The organism is Aeromicrobium sp. PFPM2_SD2, from assembly GCF_057364525.1.
Genome location: NZ_JBNFNZ010000079.1, coordinates 1 through 7,332, shown reverse-complemented (window position 1 = coordinate 7,332; position 7,332 = coordinate 1). Strand labels below are relative to the sequence as shown.

The 7,332-nt window shown below is 71.7% G+C and carries 10 protein-coding genes and 2 tRNA genes; 3 read left to right on the top strand and 9 right to left on the bottom strand.

The features are described 5' to 3' along the window. The 3 genes from AC2W7G_RS05955 to AC2W7G_RS05945 form a co-directional block, all read right to left on the bottom strand. Positions 1-1,309: UDP-glucose dehydrogenase family protein (locus tag AC2W7G_RS05955; RefSeq protein WP_485867626.1), on the bottom strand; the 1,309-nt coding region annotated here is incomplete at its 3' end. A gap of 45 nt (positions 1,310-1,354) precedes the next feature. After that, complete coding sequence (locus AC2W7G_RS05950; RefSeq protein WP_485867625.1) at positions 1,355-1,756, bottom strand: ATP-binding protein; 402 nt, start codon at positions 1,754-1,756, stop codon at positions 1,355-1,357. 40 nt (positions 1,757-1,796) lie between these two features. Further along, the gene (locus AC2W7G_RS05945; protein ID WP_485867624.1) at positions 1,797-2,045 is read right to left on the bottom strand and encodes a hypothetical protein; all 249 of its coding nucleotides are present in this window, start codon (positions 2,043-2,045) and stop codon (positions 1,797-1,799) included. A gap of 137 nt (positions 2,046-2,182) precedes the next feature. On the opposite strand from AC2W7G_RS05945, the gene AC2W7G_RS05940 reads away from it, so the two are divergent. The 3 genes from AC2W7G_RS05940 to AC2W7G_RS05930 all read left to right on the top strand — a co-directional run bounded on the left by AC2W7G_RS05940 (position 2,183) and on the right by AC2W7G_RS05930 (position 2,924). Then, entirely contained in the window at positions 2,183-2,356 is a 174-nt protein-coding gene (locus AC2W7G_RS05940) for a CsbD family protein (protein ID WP_485867623.1), read from the top strand. A gap of 192 nt (positions 2,357-2,548) precedes the next feature. After that, positions 2,549-2,704, top strand: coding sequence for a hypothetical protein (locus AC2W7G_RS05935; protein WP_485867622.1), 156 nt, complete (start codon positions 2,549-2,551; stop codon positions 2,702-2,704). Between the two features lie 76 nt (positions 2,705-2,780). Beyond that, positions 2,781-2,924 carry a GPGG-motif small membrane protein gene (locus AC2W7G_RS05930; protein ID WP_485867621.1) on the top strand — a complete coding sequence of 48 codons (144 nt, stop codon included), beginning with the start codon at positions 2,781-2,783 and terminating at the stop codon, positions 2,922-2,924. A gap of 348 nt (positions 2,925-3,272) precedes the next feature. Here the strand turns inward: AC2W7G_RS05930 and AC2W7G_RS05925 are convergent. From AC2W7G_RS05925 to AC2W7G_RS05900, 6 genes are all read right to left on the bottom strand, one after another. Further along, positions 3,273-3,359, bottom strand: a tRNA-Ser gene (locus AC2W7G_RS05925). Positions 3,360-3,425: 66 nt separating this feature from the next. Continuing rightward, positions 3,426-3,878 carry a hypothetical protein gene (locus AC2W7G_RS05920; RefSeq protein ID WP_485867620.1) on the bottom strand — a complete coding sequence of 151 codons (453 nt, stop codon included), beginning with the start codon at positions 3,876-3,878 and terminating at the stop codon, positions 3,426-3,428. Positions 3,879-3,904: 26 nt separating this feature from the next. Beyond that, positions 3,905-3,995 (bottom strand) — tRNA-Ser (locus AC2W7G_RS05915). 171 nt (positions 3,996-4,166) lie between these two features. Further along, the gene (locus AC2W7G_RS05910) at positions 4,167-6,089 is read right to left on the bottom strand and encodes a purple acid phosphatase family protein (protein WP_485867619.1); all 1,923 of its coding nucleotides are present in this window, start codon (positions 6,087-6,089) and stop codon (positions 4,167-4,169) included. A gap of 221 nt (positions 6,090-6,310) precedes the next feature. Next, positions 6,311-7,087: a hypothetical protein gene (locus AC2W7G_RS05905; protein WP_485867618.1), complete on the bottom strand. Its 777-nt coding sequence runs from the start codon at positions 7,085-7,087 to the stop codon at positions 6,311-6,313. Next, positions 7,084-7,332 (bottom strand): hypothetical protein (locus AC2W7G_RS05900; protein ID WP_485867617.1); only part of this gene is annotated, 249 nt, incomplete at its 5' end. The genes AC2W7G_RS05900 and AC2W7G_RS05905, both read right to left, overlap by 4 nt.

The window sequence follows — 7,332 nt, the reverse complement described above, 5'->3', positions numbered from 1 at the left end:
CATCCGGCCGGCGCTCTACGGCGCCGACTACTCGTGCACGCTCGCCTCGCGCACGTCCGAGGCGACGTCGGTGCTGAGCCGGGTCGTGGGCAAGCACTGCGAGAGCGGCGACATCGTGGTCCATCTGCACGAACTGCTTCCACTCGGTGAGGAGCAGCACCAGCTCGGCGCCGTCGACGGCGTCCTCGAGGCTGTCGGCGTAGCCGAGCTCGGGCGCCTTCGCCTTGGCGTTGACCATGGCCTCGGGGTCGAAGAGCGTGACCTTCGCCCCCTCCTTGCCGAGCTGGATCGCCACGTCGAGGGCGGGCGAGTCGCGGATGTCGTCGCTGTTGGGCTTGAACGCGGCGCCGAGCACGGCGACCTTGCGGTTGACGACCGAGCCGCCCAGCTCGGCGCGGGCCAGGTCGAGCATGCGAGCGCGGCGGCGCAGGTTGATCGCGTCGACCTCGCGCAGGAACGTCAGCGCCTGGTCGACGCCGAGCTCGCCGGCACGGGCCATGAAGGCACGGATGTCCTTGGGCAGGCAGCCGCCGCCGAAGCCGAGGCCGGCGTTGAGGAAGCGACGGCCGATGCGCACGTCGTGGCCGATCGCGTCGGCGAGCTGCGTGACGTCGGCACCGGTGGCCTCGCACAGCTCGGCCATCGCGTTGATGAACGAGATCTTGGTGGCCAGGAACGAGTTCGCCGCGACCTTCACCAGCTGCGCGGTGGCGTAGTCGGTGACCAGTCGCGGGGTGCCCTCGGCCATCGGGGTGGCGTAGACCTCGTCGAGCACGTCGACCGAGCGCTGGCCGGCCTCGCTCGCCGCGACGCCGTAGACCAGGCGGTCGGGGTGCAGGGTGTCCTCGACGGCGAAGCCCTCGCGCAGGAACTCGGGGTTCCAGACCAGCACGGCGCCGCTGCCCTCGAGGTCGGCGGCCAGGCGCTCGGCGGTGCCGACCGGGACGGTGGACTTGCCCGCGACGACGTTGCCCTCGCGCAGGTACGGACGCAGCTCGGCGAACGCACTGTTCACGTACGTCATGTCGGCGGCGTACTCGCCGGCCTTCTGCGGGGTGCCGACGCAGACGAAGTGGACGTCCGCGCCCTCGACGGCGGACATGTCGGTGGTGAAGGACAGGCGGCCGGTGGCCATCGCCTCGGAGAGCAGCTCGGGGAGCCCCGGCTCGTAGAAGGGAGCCTCGCCCCGGCTCAGCGCTGCGGCCTTGCGCTCGTCGACGTCGACGCCGACGACCTCGTGCCCCAGGCTGGCCATGCACGCGGCGTGGACCGCGCCCAGGTAGCCACAACCGATCACCGAAATCTTCATGGGGGTCAGGCTATCCGAGGCCCCGAGACGGCGCGGGACGGCGGCTCAGCCGAACGCGAGGTCCGCGACGATGCGCGTCCCCGACTCGCTCTCGACCCGCCAGGAGTCGGCGACGTAGTTGACGATGTGCAGGCCGCGGCCGGACAGCGAGACGTCGTTGAGCTGCAGCGGCTCGAGGGTGTCGACCGTCCCGCCGTCGCACACCGCCACCTGCAGCAGCCCGTCGAACGTGCGCCAGGAGACCTCGAGGGTGCCGTCGGGGCGGGGAGCCCCGTGCCGGATGCCGTTGGTGACCAGCTCGCTCACGACCAGCACCGCGTCGTCGACGACGGACTGCGGGACGTCGCGCTCGCTGAGCGCCGACGCCAGGAGCTTGCGCGCCTCGCCGGGGCTGGACGGCTCGAAGGGCAGGGTGAACACGCCGTCACCAGTCACTCGTTCCGTCACGGCACCATCCTGCTGCTCGAAGCTCGTCGCCATGCCGCGCTCACGCCGTCTCGACCCGACGACGGACGCTCTGCACGGCGTCGTAGCGGCGCGGGCAGTGCACCACGAGGACGACCGACCCGTCGCCGAGCACCCGGCCGAACGCCCGGAGGGTGTCGTCGCGGCGGAACTCGCGGAGCAGTCGCTGCGCGACCGTGGCCTCCAGGCGGAAGCTCAGGCGCGCCCAGCTGCTGCGCCGGCGCGGGCGGCGCGAAGCGCCACCGGTGGGGACGACCTGGATCGCGCTCATCGTGCGCTCCCTCCTGAGATTCCGACGCGAGTTGCCCGGTTGGCACCGCGCGCTAGGCTAAACCTATTCAAAACTTATTCATCGCGCAACGGGGACGCAATCCGAGCGTCCTGAGCGCCCGAGCAGAGGAGAACGCCATGGGTATCGACGACAAGATCAAGAACAAGGCCGAGGACCTGTCGGGCAAGACCAAGGAGCACGCCGGCAAGGCCACGGACGACCCCCAGCTCGAGGCCGAGGGCAAGGGCGACCAGACCAAGTCCGACGTCAAGCAGGCGGGCGAGAAGATCAAGGACGCGTTCAAGCACTGAACCGCCTAGTACCAACGGGTCATTTCGGCCCGTTCCCCTGGTCCGGGCCGTCCCCCGCGGCCTAGACTCGACGACGGCTGAGCCGCCGCGCGTACCCCCGAACGCGTGGCGGCTCGCTGCATGTCCGGGGGTCGTCCGCACCGAGACGCCGCCCCCGTCCGGACCGTCGGACCCGTGCGGTGGAATGGTCCGGTGACCACCCGCGACGAGCTCTTCGACCCCGCCGGCCCGCGTCCGCTGCACGAGCTGCTCGACGCCCTCGCCGCCGAGGGCTGGCGCCTGGAGGGTCCCGGCGAGGCCGTCGAGCACGACGGCCGGCCCCTCGTGCGGTACCGGTTCGTCCGCTAGCGCCCGCTCGACGTGCGGACCCGCCTCGGTGGTGCCAAGGTCGTGCCGTCCGAGTCCGGAGGAAGGAAGTGCACCAATGAGCACCCTGCTGTGGATCCTTGCCGTCATCCTGGTCGTGGCGGGCATCTTCGCCCTGCTGCGCCGTGAGCTCCTGTGGGGCATCGTGCTGATCGTCGTCGGTCTGCTCGTCGGCCCCGGAGGCGTCAGCATCTTCACGTGACCACCGCTGGACGCACGAGAGCCCTCCGCCGTCGGCGGGGGGCTCTCGTCGTGTCGGGGGATGGTGGAGGGAGGCTTCTCCACTTCCTGGGCTGGACGGAGGAGACTTCCTCGGCGGCCGAGCCTCGCTCCGGCCCTGGGTGCGGTGCTTCTCGGGCCAGCCCGACCGCGCACCTCCGAGCGAGCTCCGCCTGGTTCAGACGCGAAACGACCAGCCACCTGGGGTGACTGGTCGCTCCGGTCTTGCTCCGAACATTTGCGGCGGAGCGGGCTCCGCCCTGGTTCAGATGCGAAACGACCAGCCACCTGGGGTGACTGGTCGCTCCGGTCTTGCTCCGTGCCTTTACGGCGGAGATGGCGGGATTTGAACCCGCGAGAGGTTTCAACCTCAACCCGCTTAGCAGGCGGGCGCACTAGGCCACTATGCGACATCTCCACGTCGCCGCGGACGGCAACCAGGACAGGCTACTAAACGCCCCGGCCCGGCGACGAATCGGGCCGGTCAGCCGAGCGTCCGGTACCCGTTCGCGGTGTTCATCCGGGCGTGCACGTCGCGGATCAGCTCGTCGCCGCGCTCCCCCACCGCGCCCAGCGCCAGGGAGGGGGTGCCGCCCTCCTTCGACGTCAGCTGCAGGCGCCGTGGCCCGCCCTCGTCGGAGTACTCGACCGTCTCGACGTCGCTCCACAGCACCCGCAGCTGCTCACGGCCCCGTCCGGCGCGCAGCCCGCGCTCGTCCAGCCGCGCCACCACCGGCGGTCGCACCAGGACCCGCAGGCCGTCCAGCACCGCGAGCACGGTCAGCGCCAGCAGCACCCCGCCGACGACGCGCGCCCACGTCGCGTCCACGCCCAGCACGAGGACGCCGACGAACGCGGTGGCGGCCGCCGGGAGGAGGTGGAAGCCGAACGCCCGCAGGGCGAACGGGCGGGCGAGACGGTAGGTGGAGGTGGACACGGTCGTCCTTCGCTGGTCGGTGGATCTGGCAGAGGGGGCGGGATTCGAACCCGCGGCTGGCTCATCACCAGCGACCGCTTTCAAGGCGGTTCCGATCGGCCACTCCGGCACCCCTCCTCGGCCCGAGGGCCGCGGCCCAGCCTACTGGCCGTCCCCGGCGCGGACGTCCCGGACGCACGACGGCCCCGCCCAGCCGGGCGGGGCCGTCGCGTCCCGGTGCCTAGCGGCGGACCGTGACCACCTTGCGGGCGGAGGAGTCGGCGTAGACCGAGCCGGCCGCGTCCAGCGTCACCGTGACCCGCGCCTGGCCCGACGCCTTGCGCGACAGGCGCGGCAGGTCACCCGGACGGTGCGTCCGGCCTGGACCCGCACGACCTTCGTGCGCGTGGTGCCGCCCTGGCGGACGGCGACCTTCACCGTGCCGGAAACGCTCGGGCGGACCGAGACCCTGACCGGCTTCCCGCGCTGGGCGGTGACCGAGCCGATCCTGACCGAGGACGCGCGCTGCGTGACCCGCACCGTGACCGCGCGGGAGACCGTGCTCCGCGTGCCCGCCGTCACGACCACCCGGTAGCGACGGCTGTTCTCGGCCGGCGTGACCTTCGCCAGGCGCAGCGAGGCGGCGGTCTGGCCGCGCAGGTCGACCCAGGAGCCGTTGCCGGAGCGGCGCTGCCACTGGTAGGCCAGCGGCTTCGCCGCCGTCGCGGACACCGTCAGCCGGACGTCGTCACCGGCCTGCGCACGGACGTCCTTCGGCTGCCCGGCGATGACCGGCGCCGTGTCGGGCGCCGGCTCCTCGAGGACGGGCGGCGTGACGCCGTCCTCGACGACGGCCTTCTTGCCGGCGTCGGTCTTGTGGACGGTGAAGCGGTCCCACAGGTCGCCGACCTGGTAGGGCTTCTCGACCTTCCTGCCGTTCTTGAACCACTGCGCCGACGGCGTGACCTCGGCGATGTAGGACGAGTAGGTCAGCGTGTCCTCGGTGACGTCGACCACCTGGTAGGTCGTGAAGTCCTCGCCCTTCTGGACCTGCGTGGCGCCGTTGTTCGTCCAGACGTTCTTCTCGTCCGTCTCCAGGTCGTAGTGCTTCGCCCCGGAGTTGCTGACGACGTAGACCGGGCCGGACGTGACGCCGGGGGTGCTCGTCGCCGTGGTGTTCTTGTAGCCGCGCGCGTAGACGTGGTCGTGGCCCATCTGCACCAGGTCGATGTCGTGCTTCTCGAACACCGGCACCCAGTACTGGCGCAGCACCGGCTCGTTGCGGCCGGCCGAGCCGGAGTACACGGGCTGGTGGAAGGTGACGACGTTCCACTTCGAGGGGCTCTCGGTGAGGACGTGGTCCAGCCAGGCGGCCTGGTACTGCGTCCACAGCTCGGCGACCTTGGTGCTCGGGCAGTCCGCCGCGGTGCAGGCGGGCAGCGCGTCGGGCGTCAGGAAGGTCGTGTCGCGCGTCGCGTTGACCGTGATGAAGCGGACGCCCTGGTAGTCGGAGAAGTACACCGTCTCGGCGGCGAACTCGCTCCAGTGGTCGAAGTACGCGCGGTACTGCTGCGCGACCTCGGAGTCGCCCTCGGCCAGCTTCGCCATCTCGCCGATCGTGGAGTCGTTCGGGTTGTTGGCCGGGTACTCGAAGTGGGCCTTCCAGGCCGTCATCAGCTTGTCGCCGGAGTACTCGTGGTTGCCCGGGGCGGCGAAGACGTTCGTCGTCGTGGCGGCCGACTTCATGCCCTTGAACCAGTTCTGCCACTGGACGTCGTTGCTGGCGGAGTCGATCAGGTCGCCGGCGTGGACCGAGCCGATCGCGTCCGGCGCCTTGGCCTGGGCCTGGCGGACGACCTCGGGCCACGTGGTGTCCAGGCCGATCTGGGCGTCGCCGTAGTAGACGTAGGAGAACTCCTTCTCGTCCGGGTCGGCGGTGCCGAAGATGGCCCAGTCGCTCCAGGCGCCGTCGGTCGCGACGCGGTAGGTGTAGTCGGTGCCCGGCTTCAGGCCCGACACGACCGTGGAGAAGTGCGGGAAGTCGTTGCTGATGCTCTTGGGCTGCAGGTAGGCCTTGACGGCGCGGGTCGCGCCGCCGGCCGCCGGCTTGATCTCGACCTTGGCGGTCGTGTCGTCGGCCTCCGCCCCCTGGAAGGTGATGGCCTGGCTCGTCTCGGGCGTCTCGGTGGGCGTCAGGATCACGCGGGTCGGCTGGACCGGGTCGTCGGCCATCGCCCCCGACGGCAACGTCAGGATCCCCCGGCCAGCACGGCGGCCAGTCCGGCGACGGCCGGACGGCGGGCGCCACGCAGCATGCGGACGTTCAATGTCGTTCCTTCCTCGGAGTGTCGGCGGCGAAGGCCGCCCGCGACGACTCCAACGAGGCCCGGTGACCTCCCGCGGTCCCGCGAGGAGGCTCAGGTGAACAGTGGGGCAACAGTGGCCCGGACGCGTCAGCGCAGGGGCGAGCGGCGGGGCGGCTCGACGCGCGTCGGGCGCTCGATCGCCCGGTTGCGGCGGGCGGAGCGGTCGCGCATCGCGAGCCGGCGGGCGACGAGGCCGACGCCGAGGCCCAGCACGATCGAGTACAGCGTCGACAGCCCGACGTAGCTGGGGTAGGCGTTCGGGTCGACGAGCGAGGTGGTCATGACGCCGGTGCCGATGACGGCGAAGACGAGGATCCACCAGCCCTCGCGGTGGCGCGAGCGCACGGACGTGCCGACGACCAGCGCCGGCAGGCCGATGAGCACCTCGACCGGGCGCGGGACGCCGCCGACGGTCTCGCGCAACCAGCTCACCGTCGACGTGAACGCGTCCACGACCGTCTCCGAGCCGTGCGTGCGGACGAACGAGCTGTAGGCGAGCAGGACGATGAGCAGCACCGCGACGCCGACCAGGACGGTGACGCCCTGCCGGCTCATGCCGTGCAGGCCGGCGCCCAGGCTCCAGACGACCGCGATGGCCAGCGCCAGGGACGTGCCGAGCACCAGCAGGTTGAACCGCTGGTAGCCGGCAGGAGCGTTCCAGGCGGCCACGCCGATGGTGCCGGAGATCGCGACGACGATGGCGACGGCGTACTCGCGCACCACCTGGCCCAGGGTGCGGGCCGGTCGAGTCAGGAGGACCGAGGAGACCGTCGCCAGGACGGCGGTCACGCCGGCCGCCGCGGTGATGGTGACGTTCCGCTCGAGCACCGCCCCCGCCAGCGCGAGGACCGTGGCGAGGCTCACCCAGATGCGCAGGTGGCCACGACGCGGTGCGTCAGGACGGTCGCCAGCACGACGAGCTGCACCGCGGCGGCCGGACGCTCGACCCAGGTCGGCGCGCCCACCTCGACGACCGCGGTGGCGGCGACGAGGGTCGACAGCACCCACAGCGAGACGACGGCGACGACGCCCAGCGGCCCAGCTCGGGCCGCAGGCGCGGCTGACGGGTGGGCAGGTCGTAGGCGGGGGCCGCGGGGGCGTCGAGCCGG

What these genes read in the sequence shown, in the direction of transcription:
- AC2W7G_RS05930 (WP_485867621.1), top strand. Translation starts at nt 2,781, where the DNA reads ATGAGCACCCTGCTGTGGATCCTTGCCGTCATCCTGGTCGTGGCGGGC.
- AC2W7G_RS05945 (WP_485867624.1), bottom strand. Translation starts at nt 2,045, where the DNA reads ATGAGCGCGATCCAGGTCGTCCCCACCGGTGGCGCTTCGCGCCGCCCG.
- AC2W7G_RS05940 (WP_485867623.1), top strand. Translation starts at nt 2,183, where the DNA reads ATGGGTATCGACGACAAGATCAAGAACAAGGCCGAGGACCTGTCGGGC.
- AC2W7G_RS05910 (WP_485867619.1), bottom strand. Translation starts at nt 6,089, where the DNA reads ATGGCCGACGACCCGGTCCAGCCGACCCGCGTGATCCTGACGCCCACC.